A 26,261-nucleotide genomic window follows, 5' to 3' on the forward strand; every position below is an offset into this window, starting at 1 on the left:
TGCTTTGTGCATTCGCACAATGCTGAGGTGATTCAACTCGCCTATGCTAGGCCATTAGCACGATTCAGGAGGAAGCATGGCTGGCTGGCATCTTGATACCAAAATGGCACAGGACATCGTGTCGCGCACCATGACCATCATTGATACCAACATCAACGTGATGGATGCGCGTGGGCGAATCATTGGTAGCGGTGATAAAGAACGTATTGGTGAATTGCACGAAGGTGCGCTGCTGGTGCTATCTCAGGGGCGTGTGGTGGATATCGACGATGCGGTCGCCCGCCATCTGTACGGCGTTCGCCAGGGGATTAACCTGCCGCTGCGCATCGACGGTGAAATCGTGGGGGTTATCGGTTTGACGGGGGAGCCTGGTTCGCTGCGTAAATATGGTGAACTGGTGTGTATGACGGCGGAGATGATGCTCGAGCAATCTCGCCTGATGCACTTGCTGGCACAAGACAGCCGTTTGCGTGAAGAGCTGGTGATGAACCTGATTCAGGCAGAAGAGCACACGCCTGCATTGAGTGAATGGGCGCAGCGTTTGGGTATCGACCTGAATCAGCCGCGTGTCGTTGCCGTGGTGGAGGTGGATAGCGGCCAGCTTGGCGTGGACAGCGCCATGGAAGAGTTACAACAGTTGCAAACCGCGCTCACGACGCCCGAACGTAATAACCTGATTGCCATTGTCTCACTGACCGAAATGGTGGTGCTGAAACCTGCGCTTAACCCGTTTGGCCGCTGGGATGCAGAAGACCATCGTAAACGCGTTGAACAGCTGATTAGCCGCATGAAAGAAAACGGCCAGCTACGATGCCGCGTTGCGCTGGGTAACTATTTTACCGGGCCGGGGAGTATCGCGCGTTCGTATCGTACCGCGCGCACAACCATGATGGTTGGCAAGCAGCGCATGCCCGAAAGTCGGGGTTATTTCTATCAGGATTTGATGTTACCGGTGCTGCTGGATAGTTTGCGCGGTGGCTGGCAGGCCAATGAACTGGCGCGCCCGCTGGCACGTCTGAAATCAATGGATAATAACGGCTTGTTGCGCCGAACGCTGAGCGCCTGGTTCCGCCATAACGTCCAGCCGCTCGCCACCTCTAAAGCACTGTTTATTCATCGCAATACGCTTGAATACCGGCTAAACCGTATTTCGGAATTAACAGGGTTAGATTTAGGGAATTTTGACGACCGATTGCTGCTGTATGTGGCGTTACAGTTAGATGAGCAGAGATAAGAAAGGGCCGGAATCTCCGGCCCTTTCTTATTATTTACCGCGGGTAAGCTTTTCCAGATCAGATTCGATCTCGGCAATTTTATGAGTCACCACAGATTCCAGATGGCGAAGATCGTCGAGGATTTTGCGTTTCAGATCGACTTCAGTGCGATCGCGCTGGCAGAGTTGATCTAATTCATCAATCACATAGCGCAGATTCGGGCTGATTTCCTGCACTTCTTTGTAACCCTGGCCGACGCCATCGGCAACGACGGTTTTGCGCTGGCGCGGGTATTTAAACTTCACGCTTTTAGCAAAAAACTCGCCTTTATCCTTCTGGAAATAGATTTTCAGGATATCGTTGTTGGCTTCCTGCCGGAGGCTGTAACGATCGATTTCATCAGGATTGGTAATACCCAGACTTTTCAAGTTATCGTACATAATATGACCTTTTCGATATCAGCAATACTAAGATAATTAACGGAAAAGTCCTTTTCCGCTAGCCCTAAATGCTAAAAAGGCGGGAGAGCCCGCCTTTTGCATATTTTATTAGTCGATAGTGCGAAGCAGCTCGTTGATTCCAACTTTGCCGCGAGTTTTCGCGTCGACTTTTTTCACGATAACTGCACAGTACAGGCTGTACTTACCATCTTTAGATGGCAGGTTACCGGAAACGACCACGGAACCTGCTGGCACGCGGCCGTAATGTACTTCACCGGTTTCACGGTCATAAATACGTGTGCTTTGGCCGATGTAAACGCCCATGGAAATCACGGAGCCTTCTTCAACGATAACGCCTTCCACAACTTCTGAACGCGCGCCGATGAAGCAGTTATCTTCGATGATAGTTGGGTTAGCCTGTAATGGCTCCAGAACGCCACCGATGCCAACGCCACCAGACAGGTGAACGTTTTTACCGATCTGCGCACAAGAACCGACAGTTGCCCAGGTATCAACCATAGAGCCTTCATCAACATAAGCGCCGATGTTAACGTAAGAAGGCATCAGAACGGTGTTACGTGCGATGTATGCACCCTGGCGAACGGCCGCTGGTGGCACAACGCGGAAACCTTCTTTCTGGAAGCGTGCTTCGTCATAGTTGGCGAATTTCATCGGCACTTTGTCGAAGTAACGGCTTTCTGCGCCATCAATAACCTGGTTGTCATTGATACGGAAAGAGAGCAGAACGGCTTTTTTCAGCCACTGGTGGGTTACCCACTGGCCATCAATTTTTTCAGCAACGCGCAGCGCACCGCTGTCGAGCAGGGAGATGACCTGGTTTACCGCTTCACGAGTAACGGTGTCAGCATTTGCCGGAGTGATTTCGGCGCGGCGCTCGAAAGCGGTTTCAATGACGTTTTGTAGCTGCTGCATTAACATTTTCCTGATTGTGACGAAATTAACAGACTGTTATTTATCGTTTGGATTAAGGGCCGCTGTCAACCGTTGCTGTACTTCCAGTTGCAACTCATCATTAAGAGCACGTCGGTCTGCGGTGGCAATTATAAATAAATCTTCTACTCGCTCACCAATTGTCGTAATTCTCGCCCCATAAAGCGAGATTCCGAGGTCAGCAAATACTTCACCTACCCGCGCCAGTAAGCCTGGCTGATCCAACGCAATCAGCTCCAGGAATGTGCGCCTGTCAGTATGAGTGGGCAGGAAATTGACTTCGGTATCGACGGTAAAGTGGCGCAGTTTGGCGGACTGGCGGCGCGGTTGAGGCGTCTGCCAGCTGGCCTGGGTAATAGCTTGTTCAATACTGTGGCGAATGAGTTCGTGCCTGTCGGCGGAAAGCGGGCTGCCATCCGGCTCCAGCACAATAAAGGTGTCCATTGCCATGCCGTCACGCGTGGTAAAGATTTGCGCGTCATGAACGCTGAGGTTGCGCCTGTCCAGCTCAGCACAAACTGCCGCGAACAGGTGCGGCCTGTCCGGGCTCCAGATAAAGATCTCGGTACCGCCGCGTGTTGCCTGCGGGCTAAGCAAAATCATCGGCTTGCTGAGATCGTGTTTTAGCAAATGGCGGGCATGCCAGGCAATTTGGTTTGGTGTGTGGCGGACAAAGTAGTTTGCCCGACAACGGCGCCAGATATTATGCAGCGCTTCTTCGTTGATGTTGTCCATGCGCAGCAACGCCAGCGCCTGAAGCTGATGGTGGCGCACACGTTCACGCATATCCGGGCTGTTTTGCATCCCGCGGCGTAGCTGTTTTTCTGTGGCGAAATAGAGTTCCCGCAACAGGCTCTGTTTCCAGCTATTCCACAAGGTTTCGTTTGTGGCACAGATATCGGCAACGGTCAGGCAAACCAAGTAACGCAGGCGGTTTTCGGTCTGCACTTCTTCGGCAAATTGCTTAATGACTTCCGGATCCTGAATATCACGGCGCTGAGCCGTTACAGACATCAGCAAATGCTGGCGCACTAACCAGGCGACGAGCTGAGTTTCGCGAGAGTTCAGCCCATGAAGTTCGGCAAATTTTAAAACGTCTTGCGCACCGAGCACGGAGTGATCTCCGCCACGGCCTTTGGCGATGTCATGGAACAGAGCAGCAATCAGAATCAGTTCCGGGTGCGACAGGCGCGGCCAGAGATCAACACATAACGGATGCTTCGGACGGGTCTCTTCTTTCGCGAAGCTTTCCAGTTTTTGCAGCACGCGAATCGTGTGTTCATCCACCGTATACGCATGGAACAGGTCAAACTGCATCTGGCCGACGATATGCGACCACTGCGGCATATACGCCCACAACACGCTGTGGCGGTGCATCGGCAACAAGGCTCGGCTCACGGCACCTGGGTGGCGCAAGATAACCAGGAACAGTTCACGCGCTTCAGGAATGTAGCAAAGCGGCTGTGCAAGATGGCGGCGAGCATGGCGCAAATGGCGCAAGGTGGTTGAGTAAATACCGGTTATGTCGCGGTTCCGCACCATCATGTAAAACATACGCAGAATGGCCTGCGGTTCGCGCATAAACAGCGTTTCGTCACGCAGATCGATAAGCGAGCCGCGCAACTGGAAGTCATCGTCCAGAGGGCGTGGTTTTTCACTGGCATCCAGGGCAAGAATCGCTTCATCAAACAGCTGCAACAGCATTTGATTCAGCTCACCCACGCGGCGGGTCACACGATAGAAATCCTTCATCATGTGTTCGACTGGCTGATTACCTTCACCGTTGTAATTCAGACGCTGCGCTACGCTAAGCTGCCTGTCGAATAACAAACGGTTGTCGTAGCGGTTCACTTCAAGATGCAAAGCGAAGCGAATGCGCCACAGCAGGTGCTGGCACTCATCGAGCTCATTTCGTTCCGCTTCGGTTAAAAAGCCAAAATCGACCATTTCACCCATGGAGGTGGCACCAAAGTGGCGACGTGCGACCCATTGCAGTGTGTGAATGTCACGCAAACCGCCAGGGCTGCTTTTGATGTCTGGCTCGAGGTTGTAGCTGGTGCCGTGATAGCGCTGGTGACGAACGTTTTGCTCATCAATTTTGGCGGCAAAGAATTTGGCTGATGGCCAGAAGCCATCACTGAAAATGTGTTTTTGCAGTTCAAGGAAGAGGGCGACATCGCCAATCAGCAAGCGTGATTCAATCAGGTTGGTGGCGACGGTTAAATCGGACAGGCCTTCGAGCAAACACTCTTCAAGTGTGCGAACGCTATGGCCGACTTCAAGTTTCACATCCCAAAGTAGCGTGAGAAGCTCACCAATTTTCTGTGCTTGCGACTCGTTTAAACGCTGACGACTGAGTATTAGCAAATCAATGTCAGACAATGGGTGAAGTTCAGCGCGCCCATAGCCGCCGACCGCGACGAGTGCGGTTTCAGTGACATCCCCAAAGCCATAGTTTACCCATAACCGTTGCAGCAGCTGGTCGATAAATTCAGTTCGGGCATCGAGCAGTTTTTCGGCGGAAATGCCGTCATCGAATGCTGTTCCCAACCACTGCTGGAAGGTATCGAGGCGAGATTTAATCCCGGCGCAATTCAGATCTGAATCTGACCAGTTGACGGGGTATTCAGGTTGCCCGGAAATCTCAGGAAGCACTGTCGTTGCGTACTGCTCGGGTAAGCTCTGTGTCATGTCGCCATCCATAAAAAAAGCCGGCATAAGCCGGCTTCGATTGCTGACTTTCGCCAGGCGAATCACTCGTTATGCGAAATCACCGCTGGGATGGTGTCATCTTTGCGTAATGTGAGAATTTCGCAGCCGTTATCTGTCACCACAATAGTATGCTCGTATTGTGCAGACAAGCTGCGATCTTTGGTTTTCACCGTCCAGCCGTCTTTCATGGTGCGAATACGGTAATCGCCGGAGTTCACCATTGGCTCAATGGTGAATGTCATACCCGGTTGCAGCACTACGCCGCTGTCATCCGCATCGTAATGCAGTACTTGTGGCTCTTCGTGGAAAACGCGGCCAATACCATGCCCACAGTATTCACGAACTACAGAAAAACCTTCTGCTTCAACAAACTTCTGAATGGCTGCACCCAGAGTGCGCAGGCGAATACCTGGTTTTACCATGCGCAGAGACAAATACAGGCTTTCTTGAGTCACGCGGCACAGACGCTCACCCAGAATGGTCGGTTTGCCGACGATGAACATTTTTGAGGTGTCGCCGTGGTATTCGTCTTTGATAACGGTGACGTCGATGTTGACGATATCACCATCTTTCAGGAGTTTAGCGTCATCAGGAATACCGTGGCAGACCACTTCGTTAATGGAGATGCACACGGATTTCGGGAAGCCGTGGTAGCCCAGGCACGCGGAAACCGCTTGCTGCTGGTTAACAATGTAATCGTTACAAATACGGTCCAATTCGCCAGTGGAAATGCCCGGTCGTACGTGGGATTCAATCATTTCCAGCACTTCAGCGGCAAGGCGGCCCGCAACGCGCATTTTTTCGATTTCTTCAGGTGTTTTAATTGAGATAGCCATTCATTCGATCCGCAGGTGTCGTCGTTATCGACAATAATTGAGCAGTAGTAGGGTAATGGTATCAGGGCCTACGATCGGTGCCAAATTGAGAATCGGTGTGCGCACAATCCACTAACAACTATTGGAGTCCGGGTCTGTTTTATGGTATAAAGCGCGCCGGACTTGTATTCCGATTTTTCGGATACAGCCAACACTCTCACTTTGTGTAAATAACACACACGTATCGACACATATTCCGGGGTGCCCTTTGGGGTCGGTAATATGGGATACGTGGAGGCTTAACCCCATACTTTTATATAGAGGTTTTAATCATGGCAACTGTTTCCATGCGCGACATGCTCAAGGCTGGTGTTCACTTCGGTCACCAAACCCGTTACTGGAACCCGAAAATGAAGCCTTTCATCTTCGGCGCTCGTAACAAAGTTCACATCATCAACCTTGAAAAAACTGTACCTATGTTCAACGAAGCTTTGGCTGAACTGAGCAAGATTTCTTCTCGTAAAGGCAAAATCCTTTTCGTTGGTACTAAGCGTGCTGCAAGCGAACCAGTAAAAGAAGCTGCTCTGAGCTGCGATCAGTTCTTCGTGAACCATCGCTGGTTGGGCGGTATGCTGACTAACTGGAAAACTGTTCGTCAGTCCATCAAACGTCTGAAAGACCTGGAAATCCAGTCTCAGGACGGTACCTTCGACAAACTGACCAAGAAAGAAGCGCTGATGCGTACCCGTGAGCTGATTAAGTTAGAAAACAGCCTCGGCGGTATCAAAGACATGGGCGGCTTGCCGGATGCACTGTTTGTAATCGACGCTGATCACGAACACATTGCAATCAAAGAAGCGAACAACCTGGGTATCCCAGTATTCTCTATCGTTGATACTAACTCCGATCCAGATGGCGTTGATTTCGTTATCCCTGGTAACGACGATGCAATCCGTGCTGTAACCCTGTACCTGGGTGCTGTAGCTGCTACCGTTCGTGAAGGCCGTTCTCAGGATCTGGCTTCTCAGGCAGAAGAAAGCTTCGTAGAAGCTGAATAATAAGGTTCGCTCTTATTTGAGCTCTTATTAACCAGGTATTGAATAGTTTGGTTAGGGGGCCTGTCTCAGGCCCCTTTTTATTTTGAGCCAGGGTTCGTCTGTACCGTGAACCAGGGCTTATCTCTCTCTACGAGATAACCGAGGATTTTAGAATGGCTGATATTACTGCTGCTCTGGTAAAAGAACTGCGTGAACGTACTGGCGCAGGCATGATGGATTGCAAAAAAGCGCTGACTGAAGCTAATGGCGACATCGAGCTGGCAATCGAAAACATGCGTAAATCTGGTGCGATCAAAGCGGCTAAGAAAGCAGGCAACGTTGCTGCTGACGGCGTGATCAAAACTAAGATCGCTGACGGCTACGCTGTGATTCTGGAAGTTAACTGCCAGACTGACTTCGTTGCTAAAGATGCTGGTTTCCAGGCATTCGCTGACAAAGTACTGGACGCAGCTGCTGCTGGTAAAGTGACTGACGTTGAAGTTCTGAAAGCACAGTTCGAAGAAGAACGTGTTGCTCTGGTTGCTAAAATCGGTGAGAACATCAACATCCGTCGCGTTTCAGTACTTGAAGGCGACGTATTGGGTAGCTACCTGCACGGTGCTCGCATCGGCGTTCTGGTTGCTGCTATTGGCGCTGACGAAGAACTGGTTAAGCAAATTGCAATGCACATCGCTGCAAGCAAACCAGAATTCGTTAAACCAGAAGACGTGTCTGCTGAAGTGGTAGAGAAAGAATACCAGGTTCAATTAGACATCGCTATGCAGTCTGGCAAGCCAAAAGAAATCGCAGAGAAAATGGTTGAAGGCCGTATGAAGAAATTCACCGGTGAAGTTTCTCTGACTGGCCAGCCTTTCGTAATCGACCCAAGCAAAACTGTTGGTCAGATTCTGAAAGAGCACAATGCCGACGTGAATGGTTTCATCCGCTTTGAAGTGGGCGAAGGCATCCAGAAAGTTGAGACTGACTTCGCAGCAGAAGTTGCTGCAATGTCTAAGCAGTCTTAATTTTTTAGAAGAGCCGCCGATTGGCGGCTCTTCTTTATACCCGTTATATTTCACACTGCTGGTGTGTTGGCAACGTTCGCTTATCCGAACTCGCTCTCTTGCTGCCTTACTCCAACTCGAAATATGTAGGGTATGTTTAGAATTAAAAATCAGCCTGCTCTGATACAGAACTTGCTGATATGCGACATTATGTCGCCTGAATTTACCATCCCCATTCGTTGACTGTTCCCAGGAAAGAATCATGGCTACCAATGCAAAACCTGTCTACAAACGCATTCTGCTCAAGCTAAGCGGCGAAGCTCTGCAAGGTACCGAAGGCTTCGGTATTGATGCGAGCATCCTTGATCGTATGGCTCAGGAAATTAAAGAGCTGGTTGAATTGGGTATTCAGGTCGGGGTGGTGATTGGTGGTGGCAACTTATTCCGCGGTGCTGGCCTTGCAAAAGCCGGTATGAACCGTGTTGTGGGCGACCACATGGGCATGCTGGCGACAGTGATGAACGGCCTGGCAATGCGTGATGCGCTTCATCGCGCCTATGTGAACGCTCGCCTGATGTCCGCTATTCCGTTGAATGGCGTGTGTGATAACTACAGCTGGGCAGAAGCTATCAGCTTGCTGCGTAATAACCGCGTGGTTATCCTGGCTGCCGGTACTGGCAACCCGTTCTTTACCACTGACTCTGCAGCGTGTTTACGCGGTATTGAAATTGAAGCAGACGTAGTATTGAAAGCCACGAAAGTAGATGGCGTGTTTACGGCTGATCCGGTTCAAGATCCTACCGCCACGCTTTGTGAGCAATTGACCTATACCGAAGTGTTGGAAAAAGAACTGAAAGTGATGGATTTGGCGGCGTTTACCCTCGCACGCGATCACAAAATCCCGATTCGTGTTTTCAACATGAACAAACCTGGTGCGCTTCGCCGTGTTGTGATGGGCGAAAAAGAAGGCACATTGATCACTGAATAATTTCAGTCGATGCTTAATCAGGGTAAGATTCAGTTTCAGATAGTGTTAACAGGCAACCCCAACGGGCGCCATGAATAAACAGGGCTATACTTAGCTCGCAGCGTCTGCGTAGCGGCGCGAAGTGTGGTCTGCCCTAAACCAGTTTTCAAGGACTCGTAACGTGATTAGCGATATCAGAAAAGATGCCGAAGTGCGTATGGAAAAATGCGTAGAAGCATTCAAAAGTCAAATCAGTAAAATCCGCACCGGCCGCGCCTCTCCATCTCTGCTGGACGGCATCATTGTGGAATATTACGGCACGCCAACTCCACTGCGCCAGCTGGCGAGTGTCACGGTTGAAGATTCTCGCACACTGAAAATCAACGTGTTTGACCGCTCCCTGAGCCAGGCCGTTGAGAAAGCGATCATGACTTCCGACCTCGGTCTGAACCCAAGTTCTGCAGGTACTGACATTCGTGTTCCACTACCAGCACTGACTGAAGAACGTCGTAAAGATCTGATTAAAATTGTGCGTGGCGAAGCAGAAGGCGCGCGTGTTGCGGTACGTAACGTTCGCCGTGATGCTAACGACAAAGTAAAAAATCTGCTGAAAGATAAAGAAATCAGTGAAGATGATGATCGTCGTTCACAGGATGACGTTCAGAAAATGACTGATGCAGCTATCAAAAAAGTCGATGCAGCGCTTGCTGAGAAAGAAGCTGAGTTGATGCAGTTCTAATCCGTTGAGATAACGGATCAAACGCCGTATGCAGGCCGTGGCTCACGTCACGGTTATTGTCTACGGCGTTTTGCTTTTAGCTCATAAAGTGCCGGCAATTTATCACTGCTGCGGCAAACTTTTATTTGATTGTAAAAACTAAAATTCCAGAGCACCTCATGAAGCAACTGACCATTCTTGGCTCTACCGGATCTATCGGTACCAGTACCCTTAGTGTTGTTCGTCATAATCCTGATAAGTTTTCCGTCACGGCCCTGGTTGCCGGGAAAAATGTCGCGCGCATGGCTGAACAGTGCCTGGAGTTCAAGCCACGCTGGGCAGTAATGGATGATGAAATCTCTGCCGGTGAGTTACGTCGTCTGCTTAAAGAGCAGGGGAGTGCCACTGAAGTTCTGGCAGGGCAGCAGGCGGCTTGTGAAATGGCCGCGCTGGACGAAGTGAATCAAGTTATGGCGGCGATTGTTGGGGCCGCAGGGCTGCTACCAACGCTTGCGGCGATTGCAGCAGGTAAACAAGTTTTGCTGGCAAATAAAGAGTCGTTAGTGACGTGCGGGCGCCTGTTTATGGATGCCATACAGCTGAGCAAAGCCCAGTTGCTGCCCATCGACAGCGAACATAACGCGATTTTTCAGAGTTTACCGGAAACAATCCAGCAAAACCTCGGGTACGCTGAACTTGAGAGTAATGGCGTTTCGTCGATTATTCTTACCGGATCAGGTGGCCCGTTCCGTGAGACGGATCTGGGTTCGCTGGCTGCTATGACGCCAGACCAGGCATGCAGTCATCCGAACTGGTCGATGGGACGTAAAATCTCTGTCGACTCTGCCACCATGATGAACAAAGGTCTCGAATACATTGAAGCCCGCTGGCTTTTCAATGCTTCAGCTAAACAAATGGAAGTACTGATACATCCGCAGTCGGTTATCCACTCGATGGTTCGCTATCGTGATGGCAGTGTGCTGGCGCAATTAGGCGCGCCAGATATGCGTACACCTATCGCGCATGCCATGGCGTTTCCTGAGCGTGTGCAGTCAGGTGTTGAACCGCTCGATTTTTGTAAGATTGGTACTTTCACCTTTATGGAACCAGATTATCACCGCTATCCTTGCCTTAAACTCGCGATGGAAGCATTCGAGCAAGGACAGGCTGCAACGACGGTACTGAACGCCGCGAATGAAATCGTGGTTGAGGCTTTCTTGCAACAGCAACTGCGCTTCACGGATATTGCTTCCTTAAACCGGGCTGTCCTTGATAGTGTTGAGCTGACGGAGCCGAAAAGCGTAGAGGAAGTGCTGGCCATAGATGCAAAAGCACGCGAAGTTGCCAGAAATCTGGTGACGCGTATCTCAACCCGATGATTATTTATTCGGCTGATATGCCTCTATTTGTTAGCTCTGTGCTTCAGTGATATAGTCTGCGCCATCTTTCGGTCAGGAATAGCTGGCTGAATGGTTGGTAAGCCGTGTTATAGCACGGCTTTTTTATGTAAAAGCTGAAATCATTCTGAGTACCGCTTAATCCTCATTTGGGAATAATTACGCGTTATGTTGTCTGCAAACCAACAATCAAGCGAAACACAATCCGAACATGGCGCGCGTCATGTTGCCATTATTATGGATGGCAATGGTCGTTGGGCAAAACGACAAGGGAAGATGAGAGTTTCTGGCCATAAGGCGGGAGCTAAGTCTGTTCGCCGGGCTGTGAGTTTTGCGGCAAATAATGGTATTGATGCGCTTACGCTCTATGCTTTTAGTAGTGAAAACTGGAACCGACCGGCTCAAGAAGTTAGTGCATTAATGGAGTTGTTTGTGTGGGCTTTAGACAGCGAAGTCAAAAGTTTGCATCGTCACAATGTCCGCTTGCGTATTATCGGTGATACCAGTCGGTTCAATGCTCGCCTGCAAGAACGTATTAATAAAGCTGAAGCTTTAACCAGTACCAATACCGGTTTGACTCTCAATATCGCCGCGAATTATGGTGGCCGTTGGGACATTATTCAGGGAGTACGGCATCTCGCCGCACAGGTACAGGAAGGCCTTTTGCGCCCAGACCAGATTGATGAAGAGATGCTGAGTCAGCAAATCTGCATGAATGAACTGGCTCCCGTAGATTTAGTTATTAGGACAGGGGGAGAGCATCGTATTAGTAACTTTCTGATTTGGCAGATTGCCTACGCAGAACTTTATTTCACAGATGTTCTTTGGCCTGATTTCGATGAACAAGACTTTGAAGGTGCACTGAATGCTTTTGCAAATCGAGAGCGTCGTTTTGGCGGCACAGCACCTGGTAGTGAGTAAGCCTGTTGGGGGTCACTTTTGCTGAAGTATCGCCTGCTTTCTGCGTTTATTTTAATCCCGGTGGTTATAGCCGCGCTGTTCTGGCTTCCACCTGTAGGATTTGCTATTACGACCCTCGTGGTGTGTATGTTGGCAGCCTGGGAATGGGGACAACTGGCAGGTTTCAAAGCACGTAATCAACGTGTCTGGCTTGCAGTGTTGTGTGGTTTATTACTGGCGTTAATGCTTTATGCGTTGCCTGAATATCAGCGTACGGTACATATTCCGCTGATTGAGGCGTCACTGTGGGCATCACTTGCCTGGTGGTTTGCCGCATTGCTGCTGGTGCTGTTCTATCCAGGGTCTGCAACTATCTGGCGTAACTCAAAAACGCTGCGTCTGATTTTCGGCGTATTAACGATTGTGCCGTTTTTCTGGGGTATGATTGTACTGCGCAACTGGCATTACGATATCAACCATTACACAGGCTCAATCTGGCTGTTGTATGTAATGGTTCTTGTCTGGGGGGCTGACTCCGGTGCTTATATGTTTGGCAAAATGTTTGGCAAGCATAAACTGGCTCCGAAAGTGTCACCAGGCAAAACATGGCAGGGCTTCTTTGGTGGATTGTTCACTTCTGCGATTATCTCCGTGCTGTTTGGCATGTGGGCAAATCTGGATGTCTCACCGACTATATTGCTGACCTGTTCGGTTATTGCCGCTCTTGCATCTGTATTGGGCGATTTAACCGAAAGCATGTTCAAGCGTGAAGCAGGGATTAAAGATAGCGGTCACCTGATCCCCGGTCATGGTGGTATCCTTGACCGCATAGATAGCCTCACAGCAGCAGTACCGGTATTTGCCTGTCTGTTATTGCTGGTATTCAGGACGATTTAACGGAAGGTTATATGCTGAGCTTACTCTGGAATTTGGCTGCATTTATTGTTGCACTGGGTGTGTTAATTACCGTGCATGAGTTCGGCCATTTTTGGGTAGCTCGCCGCTGTGGCGTTAAAGTAGAGCGCTTTTCCATAGGTTTTGGTAAAGCGCTCTGGCGTCGTTCTGATCGCCACGGCACCGAATTTGTCATCGCCCTTATCCCCCTGGGCGGTTATGTCAAAATGCTTGATGAGCGTGTCGAGCCGGTTGCTCCGGAACTGCGTCATCAGGCCTTCAATAACAAAACAGTTTCTCAACGTGCGGCAATTATTGCTGCCGGTCCGATTGCCAACTTTATCTTTGCTGTATTTGCCTACTGGCTGGTGTTTATCATCGGTGTCCCTGGTGTTCGTCCGGTTGTTGGTGAAGTAATGCCCAACTCAATAGCTGCGCAAGCACAAATTGCACCTGGCATGGAACTTAAAGCAATAGATGGTATCGAAACGCCTGATTGGGAAGCAGTTCAACTTGCTCTGATGGCAAAGATTGGTGATGACAGCGCCAACATTTCGTTGGCACCGTTGGGCTCTAATCTACGCAGTGAAAAAACGCTCGATTTGCGCCACTGGCAGTTTGAACCAGAAAAACAGGATCCGATTACCTCATTGGGTATCGCTCCTCACCGTGCGCAAATTGAAACGGTACTCCAAGAAGTGCAGCCAAATTCCGCTGCGAACAAAGCGGGTTTGCAAGCCGGTGACAGGATCGTTAAAGTCAACGGTGCGGCACTGACTCAGTGGGCAGAATTTGTTAGCCTGGTGCGTGACAATCCAGGTCATGCACTGGTGCTGGAAATAGAAAGACAAGGGGCGCTCTTGTCTTTAACGCTGATACCGGATACAAAACCGGGTAAAGCGAAGGCTGAAGGGTTTGCGGGTGTGGTACCTAAGGTTATCCCGCTACCGGAAGAGTATAAAACAGTACGCCAGTATGGGCCGTTTGCTGCCGTTGCAGAAGCCACGGATAAAACCTGGCAACTCATGAAGCTTACGGTCAACATGCTGGGAAAATTAATAACCGGTGACATCAAGCTGAATAACCTCAGTGGGCCAATCTCCATAGCTCAAGGGGCAGGAATGTCAGCGGAATCTGGGTTGATTTACTATCTGATGTTCCTGGCGCTGATTAGCGTCAATCTGGGGATTATCAACCTGTTTCCGTTACCCGTCCTGGACGGGGGACATCTGCTCTTTTTGGCGATTGAAAAGCTGAAAGGTGGGCCGGTTTCCGAGCGAGTTCAAGACTTTAGCTACCGCATTGGCTCTATATTGCTGGTGCTGTTGATGGGGCTTGCACTTTTCAATGATTTCTCTCGGTTTTAGAGAGAATAGGTTAGGAAGAACGCATAACAACGATGGCGATGAAAAAGTTGCTCATAGCGTCGCTGCTGTTTAGCAGCGCCACCGTATACGGTGCAGACGGGTTCGTAGTGAAGGATATTCATTTCGAAGGCCTGCAGCGAGTCGCCGTCGGTGCGGCCCTCCTCAGCATGCCGGTTCGCGTAGGCGATACCGTCTCTGACGAGGATATCAGTAATACTATTCGTTCACTGTTTGCTACCGGGAACTTCGAAGATGTCCGGGTACTTCGTGATGGCGAAACGTTAGTTGTTCAGGTGAAAGAACGCCCGACAATCGCGAGTATTACCTTCTCCGGTAACAAGTCCGTGAAGGACGACATGCTTAAACAGAACCTCGAGGCTTCTGGCGTGCGTGTTGGTGAATCACTGGATAGAACTACCCTGGCTGATATTGAAAAAGGCCTGGAAGATTTCTACTACAGCGTTGGTAAGTACAGTGCCAGCGTGAAAGCCGTTGTTACGCCACTGCCGCGTAACCGTGTTGACCTGAAACTGGTATTCCAGGAAGGCGTTTCAGCCAAAATTCAGCAAATCAACATTGTAGGCAACCATGCGTTTACCACTGATGAACTCATTTCGCACTTCCAACTGCGTGATGAAGTGCCGTGGTGGAACGTGGTGGGCGATCGCAAATACCAGAAACAGAAACTTGCCGGTGACTTAGAAACACTGCGCAGCTACTACCTGGATCGCGGTTACGCACGCTTTAACATTGATTCTACTCAGGTCAGTCTGACGCCTGATAAGAAAAGTATTTATGTTACCATCAACGTGACAGAAGGCGATCAGTACAAGATTGCTGGCGTAACGGTGAACGGTAATTTGGCTGGGCACTCAGCAGAAATTGAAACGCTGACTAAACTCAAACCCGGCGAGCTTTATAACGGCACTAAAGTGACCAAGATGGAAGACGACATCAAGAAATTGTTGGGTCGTTATGGTTACGCCTACCCGCGTGTGCAAACGCAGCCTGAAATCAACGATGCAGATAAGACAGTTAAACTGCATGTAAACGTTGATTCTGGTAATCGTTTCTACGTGCGTAAGATTCGTTTTGAAGGAAACGACACCAGTAAAGATTCCGTCCTGCGTCGCGAAATGCGCCAAATGGAAGGTACCTGGCTTGGTAGCGACCTTGTTGACTCAGGCAAAGATCGTCTGAATCGTCTTGGTTACTTCGAAACGGTAGATGTTGATACGCAGCGTGTGGCAGGTAGCCCTGACCAGGTTGACGTTGTGTATAAAGTTAAAGAACGTAACACCGGTAGCTTCAACTTCGGTGTGGGTTACGGTACTGAAAGTGGTATCAGCTTCCAGGTCGGTGTCCAGCAGGATAACTGGTTAGGTACTGGTTACTCTGTCGGTATCAGCGGGACTAAAAACGATTATCAGACATATGCTGAATTGTCGGTAACCGACCCATACTTTACAGTTGATGGTGTAAGCCTCGGCGGTCGTGTCTTCTATAACGACTTTAAAGCTGATGATGCGGACCTTTCTGACTACACCAACACAAGTTATGGTGTGGACGGAACTCTTGGCTTCCCGGTTAACGAAAACAATACATTGCGTCTGGGCTTAGGTTACGTGCATAACGACCTGTCCAACATGCAACCACAGGTTGCGATGTGGCGTTACCTGGATTCAGTTGGCCAAACGACTTCTACTTCATCTGATGACAACGGTTTTGCTGCCGATGACTTCACGCTGAACTATGGCTGGACGTACAATAAACTTGACCGTGGTTACTTCCCGACAGAAGGCTCACGCGTAAACCTCAACGGTAAAGTGACCGTTCCGGGTTCAGATAACGAGTTCTATAAAGTGACTCTGGATACTGCGAGCTACTTCCCAATTGATGAAGATCATACATGGGTAATGTTAGGTCGTACTCGTGTAGGCTACGGTGATGGCATGGGCGGCAAAGAGATGCCGTTCTATGAAAACTTCTACGCCGGTGGTTCGAGTACCGTGCGTGGCTTCCAGTCCAACAACATTGGTCCGAAAGCGGTTTATTACGGCGGCAATGATACAGATAACTGTAACAAAGCTTCGTCAACTGAAGTGTGTAGTTCTGACGATGCAGTCGGTGGTAACGCAATGGCTGTGGCAAGTTTTGAACTTATCACACCAACCCCGTTCCTGAGCGAGAAGTACGCGAACTCTGTGCGTACTTCCGTGTTCATGGACATGGGTACTGTTTGGGATACTAACTGGGATAATACGAAGTATTCTGCAGACGGGATTCCGGACTACAGTGACCCAAGCAACATTCGTATGTCAGCAGGTATCGCATTGCAATGGATGTCACCGCTGGGGCCGTTGGTGTTCTCTTATGCCCAACCGTTCAAGAAATACGAAGGCGACAAAGCGGAACAGTTCCAGTTTAACATTGGTAAAACCTGGTAATTGTTCTGCGCGAAGGAATGCATAAAAGCAGTGTCGCGCTGATGCCAGTTCGCTAAATGCAGAACTGGCACTCGCAAAAAAGAGTGTCTTCGGACACATTCGGGATGGTAAGGAGTTTATCGTGAAAAAGTGGTTATTTGCTGCAGGTCTTGGCATCGCTATGGCTGCATCAGCCAGTGTTCAGGCTGCTGAAAGCATTGCTGTAGTAAACATGGGTAACCTGTTCCAACAGGTTGCACAAAGCACCGGTGTGTCCAAAACTCTGGAAAACGAGTTCAAAGGCCGCGCGAGCGAGCTGCAAAGCATGGAAGGCGATCTGCAATCCAAAATGCAAAAACTGCAGCGTGATGGTTCTACCATGAAAGCTGCTGACCGTAGCAAAGCTGAAAAAGACCTGATGGCTCAACGCCAGCAGTTCCAGACTAAAGCTCAGGCATTCGAGCAAGACCGTAACCGTCGTTCTAACGAAGAACGTGGCAAACTGGTTACTCGTATTCAGACAGCAGTGAAGAAAGTTGCTGACGACAAAGGTTATGACGTAGTTCTGGATACCAACACCGTTGCTTATGCAGGCAGCAGTGTTAAAGACATCACTTCAGATGTACTGAAACAGGTTAAATAAGTAATGTCTTCAATTCGACTGGCTGATTTAGCCCAGCAGTTGGATGCAGAATTGCACGGTGATGGCGATATCGTCATCACCGGCGTTGCATCTATGCAAACGGCCCAGGCTGGCCAAATCACGTTCATGGTTAACCCGCGTTACCGTGAGCAATTGGCTGTTTGCCAGGCTTCTGCCGTCGTTATGACTGAAGCCGATCTTCCTTTCGCACATAGCGCTGCACTGGTAGTGAAGAACCCCTACCTGACTTATGCTCGCATGGCGCAAATTCTTGACTCTACGCCGCAACCTGCTCAAAACATCGCGCCAAGCGCTGTGATTGATGCAACTGCGACGTTGGGTAATAACGTCGCCATTGGCGCCAATGCGGTTATCGAATCTGGCGTAGTGCTGGGGGATAACGTCGTGATTGGCCCGGGCTGCTTCGTGGGTAAGCACACCAAAATTGGTGCTGGCACTCGCCTGTGGGCGAATGTGTCGATTTATCACGAAGTCGAGATCGGTGAGCAGTGCCTGGTTCAGTCCGGTACTGTCATCGGTTCTGATGGTTTTGGTTATGCTAACGATCGCGGCAATTGGGTGAAGATCCCCCAGCTTGGTCGTGTGATCATTGGCTCCCGTGTTGAGATCGGAGCCTGTACGACGATTGACCGTGGTGCGCTGGACGATACGATTATTGGCAATGGTGTTATCATTGATAATCAATGCCAGATTGCACATAACGTTGTGATTGGCGACAATACCGCTGTTGCTGGTGGTGTGATCATGGCAGGCAGCCTTAAAATTGGCCGTTACTGCATGATTGGTGGTGCCAGTGTTATTAATGGTCATATGGAAATCTGCGATAAAGTCACAGTGACTGGAATGGGCATGGTAATGCGCCCTATCACAGAGCCGGGGGTTTATTCCTCAGGCATTCCATTACAGCCGAACAAAGTGTGGCGTAAAACAGCCGCGTTGGTGATGAATATCGACGAGATCAGCAAGCGCTTGAAATCCGTTGAGAAAAAAATCAATCAACAAGACTAAAAAGTCACCCGCCCAAGACGCGTTAGTGCTTACTGATTTGCGGCCTGCTAACTATCCCGAGATAGTCGCAGGCCGTGTTATTATTGTCATTTGGTACATTTAGACAGGAAGAGTATCTTGACTACCGACACTCATACTCTGCACATCGAAGAGATTTTAGAACTTCTGCCGCACCGTTACCCGTTCTTGCTGGTAGACCGCGTGCTGGATTTTGAAGAAGGGCGTTTTTTACGTGCAGTAAAAAATGTCACTGTAAACGAGCCGTTTTTCCAGGGCCACTTCCCTGGTAAACCGATTTTCCCGGGTGTGCTGATTCTTGAAGCGATGGCGCAAGCCACCGGTATTCTTGCGTTTAAAAGCGTAGGTAAACTGGAACCTGGTGAGCTTTATTACTTTGCTGGTATCGATGAAGCGCGTTTCAAACGTCCTGTCGTACCTGGTGACCAGATGGTCATGGAAGTTACTTTCGAGAAAACCCGCCGTGGTTTGACGCGCTTTAAAGGCGTGGCAACTGTTGACGGTAAAATTGTCTGCGAAGCAACTATGATGTGTGCCCGCAGCCGGGAGAGTTAATACGTGATTGATAAATCCGCCTTTATTCATCCATCAGCCATTGTGGAAGACGGTGCTGTTATTGGTGCTAACGTCCATATTGGTCCGTTTTGTATTGTTGGTCCGCATGTTGAGATCGGTGACGGTACCGTTCTGAAATCCCATGTTGTGGTAAATGGTCATACGACTATTGGCCGTGATAACGAGATTTATCAGTTCGCGTCCATTGGTGAAGTTAACCAGGATCTTAAATATGCTGGTGAACCGACTCGTGTGGAAATTGGCGATCGCAACCGCATTCGTGAAAGCGTCACTATCCATCGCGGAACAGAGCAGGGCGGTGGTTTGACGAAGGTGGGTAGCGATAACCTGCTGATGGTCAACGCTCACGTGGCGCATGACTGTACAGTCGGCAACCGCTGTATCCTCGCAAATAACGCAACACTTGCCGGTCACGTTTCCGTTGATGATTTTGCCATCATTGGTGGCATGACCGCTGTGCACCAGTTCTGCATTATCGGTGCACACGTGATGGTGGGTGGTTGTTCCGGTGTGGCACAAGATGTTCCACCGTATGTTATCGCGCAGGGCAACCACGCGACGCCGTTTGGCGTCAACATCGAAGGGCTTAAACGCCGCGGCTTTACCAGAGAAGCTATTCACGCTGTTCGCAACGCGTATAAAATTCTCTACCGCAGCGGGAAAACTTTCGAAGAAGCTAAGCCTGAGATTGCTCAGCTTGCCGAGCAGCATCCAGAAGTGAACGCATTTGTTGAATTCTTTGAACGTTCAACTCGTGGTCTGATTCGCTAAATGAAACCTGGTCGTCCGCTTACGATTGCCCTGGTCGCCGGAGAAACTTCCGGCGATATTCTTGGTGCTGGTCTGATTCGTGCTCTGAAAGCTCGTCATCCTGATGCTCGCTTTGTTGGTGTTGCCGGGCCTCTGATGCAGGCTGAAGGCTGTGAAGCCTGGTATGAGATGGAAGAGCTGGCGGTGATGGGCATTGTTGAAGTGCTTGGTCGCCTGCGTCGCTTATTGCATATCCGAGCCGATCTCACGCGCCGTTTCACTGAATTGCAGCCAGACGTTTTTGTCGGCATCGATGCGCCTGATTTCAACATCACGCTCGAAGGCAATCTTAAGAAGCAGGGTATTCGCACCATTCATTACGTCAGCCCTTCCGTTTGGGCATGGCGGCAAAAACGCGTTTTCAAAATTGGCAGAGCAACGGATTTAGTGCTCGCATTTCTGCCTTTCGAAAAAGCGTTTTACGATAGATTTAATGTTCCGTGCCGGTTTATCGGTCATACCATGGCGGATGCCATGCCGCTTGATCCTGATAAAAATGCCGCCCGCGCGACTCTGGGTATTTCCCCTGATGCGAAATGCCTGGCGCTATTACCGGGGAGCCGTGGAGCAGAAGTTGAAATGCTCAGCGCGGATTTCCTGAAAACAGCTCTTTTGCTGCGTGAGCGTTTCCCGGGGCTCGAAATTGTCGTTCCTTTGGTTAATGCCAAACGCCGTGAGCAGTTTGAGCGTATCAAAGCAGAAGTCGCGCCTGACCTGACGATGCATTTGCTCAATGGGCAAGGTCGCGAAGCGATGGTGGCAAGCGATGCCGCATTGCTGGCATCAGGTACTGCGGCACTTGAGTGCATGCTGGCGAAATGCCCGATGGTGGTGGGCTATCGCATGAAGCCATTTACTTTCTGGCTGGCGAAACGACTGGTGAAAACCGATTACGTTTCACTGCCAAATCTACTGGCTGGCCGTGAACTGGTTAAAGAATTGCTGCAGGAAGAGTGCGAGCCAAATGCACTTGCGCAGGCGCTAGGTCCGTTGCTGGAAGACGGCGCGCAGAGCCACCAAATGCATGACACCTTCCGCGAACTGCATCAGCAGATTCGTTGTAATGCCGATGAACAGGCGGCCGATGCTGTGCTGGAGCTCGCACAATGATTGAATTTATTTATCCTCATACGCACCTGGTTGCGGGTGTTGATGAAGTCGGCCGTGGCCCGCTGGTTGGTGCAGTCGTCACCGCTGCGGTGATCCTCGACCCGGCGAAGCCTATCATTGGCCTTGCCGACTCGAAGAAGCTTTCTGAAAAACGCCGCAACGCGCTTTATGATGAAATCGTCGAAAAAGCGCTGTCCTGGAGTCTTGGGCGTGCTGAGCCGGAAGAGATTGACCAGCTAAATATTTTGCACGCCACAATGCTTGCGATGCAGCGTGCGGTTGCAGGCCTTTGCGTGGTTCCAGAATATGTACTGATTGATGGCAACCGCTGCCCTGCATTACCGATGCCTTCTCTGGCAGTGGTTAAAGGTGACAGTCGGGTTGCAGAAATCAGTGCGGCATCAATAATTGCCAAAGTGACGCGCGATCGTGAAATGGCAGAGCTTGATCTCTTTTTCCCGCAATACGGTTTTGCCCAACATAAGGGCTACCCCACAGCTTTCCATCTGGAAAAGTTGGCAGAGCATGGTGCGACTGAACACCATCGTCGTAGCTTTGCTCCGGTCAAACGCGCTCTCGGACTGGCGTCCTGATTTGCGGACGTACGTTACACATCTAAACGGAATGAGAAATGGCTGAACCACGTTTCGTACACCTTAGGGTGCACAGCGACTACTCCATGGTTGATGGCCTGGCAAAAACAGCACCGCTGGTGAAGAAAGCCGCGGCGATGGGTATGCCAGCAATTGCTATCACTGATTTTACCAACCTCTGCGGGCTGGTGAAATTCTATGGTGCTGCGCACGGCGCAGGGCTTAAGCCGATCATTGGTGCTGATTTTAACGTTGCGAATGAATTGTTGGGTGATGAACTCAGCCATTTAACCGTACTTGCTGCAAACAATGTCGGTTATCAAAACCTGACATTGCTCATCTCTAAGGCATACCAGCGTGGTTACGGTGCTGCGGGCCCCATTATCGACCGAGCCTGGCTTGCCGAACTGAATGAAGGGCTGATCCTTCTTTCAGGTGGGCGCATGGGGGATATTGGCAAAAACTTGTTGCGTGGAAATACAGCACAGCTTGATCTGTGCTTGGAATTTTATCAGCAATATTTTGCCGATCGCTTCTATCTGGAACTGATTCGTACTGGTCGTCCTGACGAAGAAAGCTATTTGCATGCCGCCGTCGCTTTAGCGGATGAACGTGGTTTGCCGGTTGTTGCAACGAACGACGTAAGATTCATTGAGTCTACAGATTTTGATGCACATGAAATCCGCGTTGCTATCCACGATGGCTTTACCCTTGATGATCCTAAACGCCCGCGTAATTACTCTTCGCAGCAGTATCTGCGTACCGAAGAGGAGATGTGCGAGCTGTTTTCGGACGTCCCGGAAGCGCTGGAAAACAGCGTAGAAATCGCCAGGCGTTGTAACGTTACCGTGCGCCTGGGTGAGTATTTCCTACCACAATTCCCAACCGGTGATATGTCCACCGAAGACTTCCTGGTGATGAAGTCTAAAGAAGGGCTCGAAGATCGTCTGGAATTCTTGTTCAAAGATCCTGAAGAGCGTGCGGCGAAAAGGCAGCCGTACGACGAGCGTCTGGATATTGAGCTAAAAGTTATTAACCAGATGGGGTTCCCGGGATACTTCCTGATCGTGATGGAATTTATCCAGTGGTCCAAAGACAACGGCGTGCCGGTAGGGCCTGGCCGTGGTTCTGGTGCGGGTTCACTGGTGGCTTATGCTCTGAAGATTACCGATCTTGATCCGCTTGAGTTTGACCTGCTGTTCGAACGTTTCCTTAACCCGGAACGTGTATCGATGCCCGACTTCGATATCGACTTCTGCATGGAAAAACGCGATTGGGTTATCGACCACGTCGCCGAAATGTACGGGCGCGAAGCAGTATCACAGATTATTACCTTCGGTACCATGGCGGCAAAAGCGGTTATCCGCGATGTGGGCCGTGTACTGGGGCATCCATACGGTTTTGTCGATCGTATTTCTAAACTGATCCCGCCAGATCCTGGCATGACGCTTGCCAAAGCGTTTGAAGTTGAACCGCAGCTTCCCGAAATGTATGAAGCTGACGAAGAAGTTAAAGCGCTTATTGATATGGCGCGTAAGCTTGAAGGTGTCACGCGTAACGCCGGTAAACATGCTGGCGGAGTGGTTATTGCACCAACCAAAATTACTGACTTTGCTCCGCTCTATTGCGATGACCAGGGCCAAAACCCGGTCACCCAGTTCGATAAAAACGATGTGGAATATGCGGGCCTGGTGAAGTTCGACTTCCTCGGCTTGCGTACGCTGACCATCATCGACTGGGCGTTGAAGATGATCAACCCGCGCCGGGCAAAGCAAGGTTTAGAACCGATTGATATCGCGGCAATCCCGCTCGAAGACAAGAAAAGCTTCGACATGCTGCAACGCTCGGAAACCACTGCGGTGTTCCAGTTAGAATCCCGCGGCATGAAAGATCTTATCAAACGTCTGCAGCCTGACTGCTTCGAAGATATGATCGCACTGGTTGCGCTGTTCCGCCCCGGCCCGCTGCAATCGGGCATGGTTGATAACTTTATCGACCGTAAACACGGGCGTGAAGCCATCTCTTACCCGGATATTCAATGGCAGCATGAAAGCCTGAAACCGGTACTTGAACCGACCTACGGCATTATCCTGTATCAAGAACAGGTTATGCAGATTGCGCAGGTGCTGGCGGGTTACTCGCTCGGTGGTGCGGATATGCTACGTCGTGCGATGGGTAAAAAGAACCCGGTCGAAATGGCGAAGCAGCGTGGCGGTTTTGAAGATGGTGCGAAATCTCGTGGCATTGATGGTGAACTGGCGATTAAGATCTTCGACCTGGTAGAGAAATTTGCCGGTTATGGGTTTAACAAATCTCACTCGGCCGCTTATGCCCTGGTTTCTTACCAGACACTGTGGCTAAAAGCGCACTATCCGGCAGAGTTTATGGCGGCGGTGATGACCGCTGATATGGATAACACCGAGAAAATCGTCGGCCTGGTGGATGAATGTTGGCGCATGGGCCTGAAAATTCTGCCACCGGATATTAACTCCGGGCTGTACCATTTCCACGTTAATGACGACGGGGAAATCGTATATGGTATCGGCGCGATTAAAGGTGTTGGTGAAGGCCCGATTGAAGCGATAATTGAAGCGCGTAACGAGGGAGGTTATTTCCGCGAGCTGTTCGACCTGTGTGCGCGTGCTGACGTTAAAAAACTCAATAAACGCATTCTTGAAAAATTAGTGATGTCCGGGGCGTTTGACCGCCTTGGGCCGCATCGTGCAGCACTGATGAATGCGTTGCCTGATGCACTTAAAGCGGCTGACCAACATGCGAAAGCCGAAGCCATCGGCCAGGTGGATATGTTCGGTGTATTGGCCGATGAACCTGAGCAGGTTGAGCAGTCCTACGCCAGCGTAATGCAATGGCCTGAACAAGTGGTGCTGGATGGTGAGCGTGAAACGTTAGGGTTATACCTGACGGGGCATCCTATTACCCAGTATCTGAAAGAAATTGAGCGCTATGTCGGTGGCATGCGCCTGAAAGAGATGCACCCGACAGAACGTGGTAAAATGACCACAGCTGCGGGTCTGGTGATTGCTTCGCGGGTGATGGTTACCAAGCGCGGCAATCGCATTGGCATCTGTACTCTGGATGACCGTTCTGGTCGCCTGGAAGTGATGCTATTCACAGATGCGTTAGAAAAGTACCAGCATCTGTTGGAAAAAGACCGTATCCTGATCGTCAGCGGACAGGTCAGCTTTGATGACTTCAGCGGTGGCCTTAAAATGACTGCTCGCGAAGTTATGGATATAGACGAGGCCCGCGAAAAGTATGCGCGTGGGCTTGCTATCTCGCTGACGGACAGGCAAATTGATGACCAGCTTTTGAACCGTCTCCGTCAGTCTCTGGAACCCCATCGTTCGGGGACCATTCCAGTACATCTCTACTATCAGAGAGCGGATGCACGTGCGCGTTTGCGTTTTGGCGCAGCATGGCGTGTATCCCCAAGCGATCGTTTGCTCAATGAGCTTCGCACGCTGATAGGATCGGAGCAGGTGGAACTGGAGTTTGACTAATACAGGAATATTATGAGTCTGAATTTCCTCGATTTTGAACAGCCGATTGCAGAGCTGGAAGCGAAAATTGATTCCCTGACTGCAGTTAGCCGTCAGGACGAAAAGTTAGATATTAATCTCGACGAAGAAGTGCAGCGTCTGCGTGAAAAAAGCGTAGAACTCACACGTAAAATTTTCGCCGATTTAGGAGCATGGCAGATTGCTCAACTGGCGCGTCACCCGCAGCGCCCGTATACGCTTGATTATCTGCGTCTCGCTTTTGATGAGTTCGATGAACTTGCGGGTGACCGTGCGTATGCTGACGATAAAGCTATTGTTGGTGGCATTGCGCGTCTTGATGGTCGTCCTGTTATGGTCATTGGCCATCAGAAAGGCCGTGAGACTAAAGAGAAAATCCGCCGTAACTTCGGTATGCCGGCACCAGAAGGCTACCGTAAAGCACTGCGTTTGATGGAAATGGCTGAGCGTTTCAAAATGCCAATCATTACCTTCATCGACACCCCTGGGGCTTATCCTGGTGTGGGTGCGGAAGAACGCGGCCAGTCAGAAGCTATCGCTCGTAACTTACGTGAAATGTCTGGCCTGAAAGTGCCGGTCATCTGTACCGTAATCGGCGAAGGTGGTTCTGGTGGTGCGTTGGCAATTGGCGTGGGCGATAAAGTGAATATGCTGCAGTACAGCACCTATTCCGTTATCTCTCCGGAAGGCTGTGCATCAATTCTGTGGAAAAGTGCTGATAAGGCACCAATCGCTGCAGAAGCGATGGGTATCATTGCACCACGCCTGAAAGAGCTGAAGCTGATTGATTCCGTGATCCCTGAACCACTGGGCGGTGCACACCGTAACGTGGAAGCAATGGCCGCTTCACTGAAAGCGCAATTGCTGGCCGATCTTGCCGATCTGGACGTGTTGAATACCGAAGAGCTGTTGGCTCGTCGTTATCACCGTCTGATGAGTTACGGTTACGCATAATAGCGTGATGCTCTGAAGAAGAAGGTCAGAAGAAATTCTGGCCTTTTTTATTATCTGAATCCCACACTTTAAGAAGCTTTACACCTCTGCACTTGTCCTCAGCCACTTTTCAATAAACTATGCTTACCTGAAGGTTTTTTTCCAGGA

22 protein-coding genes are annotated in these 26,261 nt (G+C 50.2%); 18 read left to right on the forward strand and 4 right to left on the reverse strand.

Annotated features, from left to right (window positions below; translation table 11 throughout):
- Positions 1-76: 76 nt before the first annotated feature.
- Complete coding sequence (locus tag M975_RS01040; RefSeq protein ID WP_064556802.1) at positions 77-1,234, forward strand: CdaR family transcriptional regulator; 1,158 nt, start codon at positions 77-79, stop codon at positions 1,232-1,234.
- A gap of 30 nt (positions 1,235-1,264) precedes the next feature.
- On the opposite strand, the gene M975_RS01045 is transcribed toward M975_RS01040, so the two are convergent.
- The 4 genes from M975_RS01045 to map form a co-directional block, all read right to left on the reverse strand.
- Positions 1,265-1,654: a DUF3461 family protein gene (locus M975_RS01045; protein WP_064556804.1), complete on the reverse strand. Its 390-nt coding sequence runs from the start codon at positions 1,652-1,654 to the stop codon at positions 1,265-1,267.
- Between the two features lie 108 nt (positions 1,655-1,762).
- Positions 1,763-2,587 carry a 2,3,4,5-tetrahydropyridine-2,6-dicarboxylate N-succinyltransferase gene (dapD, locus tag M975_RS01050; protein ID WP_034461055.1) on the reverse strand — a complete coding sequence of 275 codons (825 nt, stop codon included), beginning with the start codon at positions 2,585-2,587 and terminating at the stop codon, positions 1,763-1,765.
- A 36-nt stretch (positions 2,588-2,623) separates the two neighbouring features.
- The gene (gene glnD, locus M975_RS01055) at positions 2,624-5,296 is read right to left on the reverse strand and encodes a bifunctional uridylyltransferase/uridylyl-removing protein GlnD (RefSeq protein ID WP_064556865.1); all 2,673 of its coding nucleotides are present in this window, start codon (positions 5,294-5,296) and stop codon (positions 2,624-2,626) included.
- A gap of 62 nt (positions 5,297-5,358) precedes the next feature.
- A complete protein-coding gene (gene map / locus M975_RS01060) occupies positions 5,359-6,153 on the reverse strand; it encodes a type I methionyl aminopeptidase (RefSeq protein WP_064556806.1) in 795 nt (264 codons plus the stop codon).
- A gap of 311 nt (positions 6,154-6,464) precedes the next feature.
- On the opposite strand from map, the gene rpsB reads away from it, so the two are divergent.
- From rpsB to accA, 17 genes are all read left to right on the forward strand, one after another.
- Positions 6,465-7,190 carry a 30S ribosomal protein S2 gene (gene rpsB, locus M975_RS01065; RefSeq protein ID WP_064516318.1) on the forward strand — a complete coding sequence of 242 codons (726 nt, stop codon included), beginning with the start codon at positions 6,465-6,467 and terminating at the stop codon, positions 7,188-7,190.
- Between the two features lie 152 nt (positions 7,191-7,342).
- Complete coding sequence (gene tsf, locus M975_RS01070) at positions 7,343-8,194, forward strand: translation elongation factor Ts (RefSeq protein ID WP_064556808.1); 852 nt, start codon at positions 7,343-7,345, stop codon at positions 8,192-8,194.
- Between the two features lie 241 nt (positions 8,195-8,435).
- Positions 8,436-9,161 (forward strand): UMP kinase, encoded by a 726-nt coding sequence (gene pyrH, locus M975_RS01075; protein WP_064516322.1) that lies wholly within the window; start codon positions 8,436-8,438, stop codon positions 9,159-9,161.
- 160 nt (positions 9,162-9,321) lie between these two features.
- Positions 9,322-9,879 carry a ribosome recycling factor gene (frr, locus tag M975_RS01080; protein WP_064556809.1) on the forward strand — a complete coding sequence of 186 codons (558 nt, stop codon included), beginning with the start codon at positions 9,322-9,324 and terminating at the stop codon, positions 9,877-9,879.
- 158 nt (positions 9,880-10,037) lie between these two features.
- Positions 10,038-11,237 (forward strand): 1-deoxy-D-xylulose-5-phosphate reductoisomerase, encoded by a 1,200-nt coding sequence (gene ispC / locus M975_RS01085; protein ID WP_064556811.1) that lies wholly within the window; start codon positions 10,038-10,040, stop codon positions 11,235-11,237.
- 186 nt (positions 11,238-11,423) lie between these two features.
- Entirely contained in the window at positions 11,424-12,176 is a 753-nt protein-coding gene (ispU, locus tag M975_RS01090; RefSeq protein WP_064556813.1) for a (2E,6E)-farnesyl-diphosphate-specific ditrans,polycis-undecaprenyl-diphosphate synthase, read from the forward strand.
- Between the two features lie 18 nt (positions 12,177-12,194).
- Positions 12,195-13,052 carry a phosphatidate cytidylyltransferase gene (gene cdsA, locus M975_RS01095; RefSeq protein WP_064556815.1) on the forward strand — a complete coding sequence of 286 codons (858 nt, stop codon included), beginning with the start codon at positions 12,195-12,197 and terminating at the stop codon, positions 13,050-13,052.
- Positions 13,053-13,063: 11 nt separating this feature from the next.
- Entirely contained in the window at positions 13,064-14,416 is a 1,353-nt protein-coding gene (rseP, locus tag M975_RS01100; RefSeq protein WP_064556817.1) for a sigma E protease regulator RseP, read from the forward strand.
- 32 nt (positions 14,417-14,448) lie between these two features.
- Entirely contained in the window at positions 14,449-16,863 is a 2,415-nt protein-coding gene (bamA, locus tag M975_RS01105; RefSeq protein ID WP_064556819.1) for an outer membrane protein assembly factor BamA, read from the forward strand.
- 121 nt (positions 16,864-16,984) lie between these two features.
- Positions 16,985-17,485, forward strand: a complete 501-nt coding sequence (gene skp, locus M975_RS01110; protein ID WP_064556820.1) for a molecular chaperone Skp — start codon at positions 16,985-16,987, stop codon at positions 17,483-17,485.
- Between the two features lie 3 nt (positions 17,486-17,488).
- Complete coding sequence (gene lpxD / locus M975_RS01115) at positions 17,489-18,514, forward strand: UDP-3-O-(3-hydroxymyristoyl)glucosamine N-acyltransferase (protein ID WP_064556822.1); 1,026 nt, start codon at positions 17,489-17,491, stop codon at positions 18,512-18,514.
- Positions 18,515-18,631: 117 nt separating this feature from the next.
- Positions 18,632-19,087 (forward strand): 3-hydroxyacyl-ACP dehydratase FabZ, encoded by a 456-nt coding sequence (gene fabZ / locus M975_RS01120; protein WP_064516336.1) that lies wholly within the window; start codon positions 18,632-18,634, stop codon positions 19,085-19,087.
- 3 nt (positions 19,088-19,090) lie between these two features.
- Positions 19,091-19,879: an acyl-ACP--UDP-N-acetylglucosamine O-acyltransferase gene (lpxA, locus tag M975_RS01125; protein ID WP_064556824.1), complete on the forward strand. Its 789-nt coding sequence runs from the start codon at positions 19,091-19,093 to the stop codon at positions 19,877-19,879.
- A complete protein-coding gene (gene lpxB, locus M975_RS01130; protein WP_064556826.1) occupies positions 19,880-21,028 on the forward strand; it encodes a lipid-A-disaccharide synthase in 1,149 nt (382 codons plus the stop codon).
- Entirely contained in the window at positions 21,025-21,621 is a 597-nt protein-coding gene (gene rnhB, locus M975_RS01135) for a ribonuclease HII (RefSeq protein ID WP_064556828.1), read from the forward strand. Before lpxB ends, rnhB begins: the two co-directional genes overlap by 4 nt.
- A 38-nt stretch (positions 21,622-21,659) precedes the next feature.
- The gene (dnaE, locus tag M975_RS01140) at positions 21,660-25,142 is read left to right on the forward strand and encodes a DNA polymerase III subunit alpha (protein ID WP_064556830.1); all 3,483 of its coding nucleotides are present in this window, start codon (positions 21,660-21,662) and stop codon (positions 25,140-25,142) included.
- 12 nt (positions 25,143-25,154) lie between these two features.
- The gene (gene accA, locus M975_RS01145; RefSeq protein WP_064516346.1) at positions 25,155-26,114 is read left to right on the forward strand and encodes an acetyl-CoA carboxylase carboxyl transferase subunit alpha; all 960 of its coding nucleotides are present in this window, start codon (positions 25,155-25,157) and stop codon (positions 26,112-26,114) included.
- The last annotated feature ends 147 nt before the right edge of the window (positions 26,115-26,261 follow it).

Origin of the sequence: Buttiauxella brennerae ATCC 51605 (genome assembly GCF_001654925.1) — a bacterium.
Taxonomy (GTDB): domain Bacteria; phylum Pseudomonadota; class Gammaproteobacteria; order Enterobacterales; family Enterobacteriaceae; genus Buttiauxella; species Buttiauxella brennerae.

Excerpts from the sequence above, each read along its gene's own strand:
- M975_RS01040 (WP_064556802.1), top strand. The coding sequence starts at position 77 with ATGGCTGGCTGGCATCTTGATACCAAAATGGCACAGGACATCGTGTCG.
- M975_RS01045 (WP_064556804.1), bottom strand. The coding sequence starts at position 1,654 with ATGTACGATAACTTGAAAAGTCTGGGTATTACCAATCCTGATGAAATC.
- dapD (WP_034461055.1), bottom strand. The coding sequence starts at position 2,587 with ATGCAGCAGCTACAAAACGTCATTGAAACCGCTTTCGAGCGCCGCGCC.
- glnD (WP_064556865.1), bottom strand. The coding sequence starts at position 5,296 with ATGACACAGAGCTTACCCGAGCAGTACGCAACGACAGTGCTTCCTGAG.
- map (WP_064556806.1), bottom strand. The coding sequence starts at position 6,153 with ATGGCTATCTCAATTAAAACACCTGAAGAAATCGAAAAAATGCGCGTT.
- rpsB (WP_064516318.1), top strand. The coding sequence starts at position 6,465 with ATGGCAACTGTTTCCATGCGCGACATGCTCAAGGCTGGTGTTCACTTC.
- tsf (WP_064556808.1), top strand. The coding sequence starts at position 7,343 with ATGGCTGATATTACTGCTGCTCTGGTAAAAGAACTGCGTGAACGTACT.
- pyrH (WP_064516322.1), top strand. The coding sequence starts at position 8,436 with ATGGCTACCAATGCAAAACCTGTCTACAAACGCATTCTGCTCAAGCTA.
- ispC (WP_064556811.1), top strand. The coding sequence starts at position 10,038 with ATGAAGCAACTGACCATTCTTGGCTCTACCGGATCTATCGGTACCAGT.
- ispU (WP_064556813.1), top strand. The coding sequence starts at position 11,424 with ATGTTGTCTGCAAACCAACAATCAAGCGAAACACAATCCGAACATGGC.
- rseP (WP_064556817.1), top strand. The coding sequence starts at position 13,064 with ATGCTGAGCTTACTCTGGAATTTGGCTGCATTTATTGTTGCACTGGGT.
- bamA (WP_064556819.1), top strand. The coding sequence starts at position 14,449 with ATGGCGATGAAAAAGTTGCTCATAGCGTCGCTGCTGTTTAGCAGCGCC.
- lpxD (WP_064556822.1), top strand. The coding sequence starts at position 17,489 with ATGTCTTCAATTCGACTGGCTGATTTAGCCCAGCAGTTGGATGCAGAA.
- lpxB (WP_064556826.1), top strand. The coding sequence starts at position 19,880 with ATGAAACCTGGTCGTCCGCTTACGATTGCCCTGGTCGCCGGAGAAACT.
- rnhB (WP_064556828.1), top strand. The coding sequence starts at position 21,025 with ATGATTGAATTTATTTATCCTCATACGCACCTGGTTGCGGGTGTTGAT.
- dnaE (WP_064556830.1), top strand. The coding sequence starts at position 21,660 with ATGGCTGAACCACGTTTCGTACACCTTAGGGTGCACAGCGACTACTCC.
- accA (WP_064516346.1), top strand. The coding sequence starts at position 25,155 with ATGAGTCTGAATTTCCTCGATTTTGAACAGCCGATTGCAGAGCTGGAA.